Origin of the sequence: Paenibacillus sp. 1-18 (assembly GCF_000520755.1) — a bacterium.
GTDB classification, from domain to species: domain Bacteria; phylum Bacillota; class Bacilli; order Paenibacillales; family Paenibacillaceae; genus Paenibacillus; species Paenibacillus brasilensis.
The window spans coordinates 1-1,597 of the sequence record NZ_ASSB01000335.1 but is presented as its reverse complement, the minus strand read 5'-3'; the positions used below and the strand labels follow the sequence as shown (position 1 = coordinate 1,597).

Here is a 1,597-nt window from a genome sequence, read left to right as displayed (position 1 = left end):
TATATTCTGCTTGATTCTATACTCGCAGAATATAATTAACAAAGCACAAAAAATCACAATCATTCCTTAATAAACTTTTAAAAGCTTATTCCAACTTGAGTCATGAGTAGGAATGAACTTTTTTACAAGTCCAAAAGAGCCAATTTTATTACATTTTTAAAAGCTCGAATCTCTCTACAAAAACAATGACTTGTCATCCCTCCCTGTCAGAGTTACCATCACACACTCAAACCACGGGAGGGAAATCATAACATGTCAAATTTGTTCTTTCTTTAGTAGAGACTAGAGGAATTTTAGATTTTTTCTTCTGGATTGACTGTGATATGAATATTCTTTATAAGATTTTATAAATATTAATAGAAGTGAAGGGATAAAAAGTGCGATATAAATTGGATCTAAATAGGAATTCCATCTATATTAAAGAGACTGAATTGCATTTCAAACATCGGAAGTTGATTAGAGAGTTAGGGGCTGGAGCAAATGGTGTTGTTATTGAATGTTTAGATGATTTTTTGGAAGCGAAGTTGGCTATAAAAGTATGGTTTCCTAGAAGTGGAGATTCGTTTCTTGAGCAAAACAGATTTGTGTCAGAAGTAAAGAAGTTAAAACAAGTTTCTGAACATCAATATATAGCTACACTATACCATGTTAATTATGGAAATGGCTTCTATTACGCAGAGATTGAACTAATAGAAGGAATTGTTTTAGCTAAATGGCTAGAACATAAAAAAACACAACGAGATCGATTCAGGATAGCTAAACAAATCATTGAAGCTATGGATTATGCTCATTCTCTTAACGTATATCATGGTGATTTACATAAAAAAAATATTATGATTTCTAACAACTTCCAGGTCAAAATTTTGGATTTTGGCACCAGTTTGTTCAGCCCTAAGACTTCAGCCTTGAGATCTTCATATTTACTAGCTCGAACTTTAGGTGTTCTTATTCTCCAAGGTAAAGAATCTTATACAAGATTGTTAGATGAGCAAATTATAGAATTTTTAATGACTCCTAATTTTCAGATTATAAAGAAGAAGTATAAAAATAAAGATTATTTAAAACCAGAAATAGTACTAGCAAGCTTTGAAATATTGATGGAACTTATTGTGGCAATTGAAGATCATATTACTACCGTTGAAGAACCTTTTACTATACTAGGTGATTTAGCTCAGTTGTTAGCCAAATCACCCTTTCTTCGGATGAAAAATCTCTTAAGTCTATTTCAAGAACTTATAAAAAATAACTATATCTCCTTCTTTCTTGAACGCCTTTTTGATGCAACTCAATTTCATGAATACGATCCTATAGAACTATTAGATGAAGATTTAGAGAAATACATTACAAGTTTTGAATTAACGGGTAATACATTTGTAATGTACTTAGGATTACAGGATTTTCGAAAAAATATAAAGCAGTATAGATCTTGGCGCAAATTCTATGCCGAAGTTCTAGAAAAACGAGAAATTTTTAGTTTAGTGAACAGCAAATAGAAGATGTACTCGAATTTAACTTACAACTGAAGCTTGGCTTGCTTTCCGTATTGATGTAAGTCCTGCTAACAGAGCCTTTTTGTCCTGAAATTTAAGTTACACAC

Annotated in this window: 1 protein-coding gene; it reads left to right on the top strand. The window is 31.4% G+C overall.

The genetic code is table 11. The features are described from left to right. Positions 1-377: 377 nt before the first annotated feature. Positions 378-1,493, top strand: a complete 1,116-nt coding sequence (locus L693_RS0121795) for a protein kinase domain-containing protein (RefSeq protein ID WP_025719958.1) — start codon at positions 378-380, stop codon at positions 1,491-1,493. Positions 1,494-1,597 lie beyond the last annotated feature (104 nt).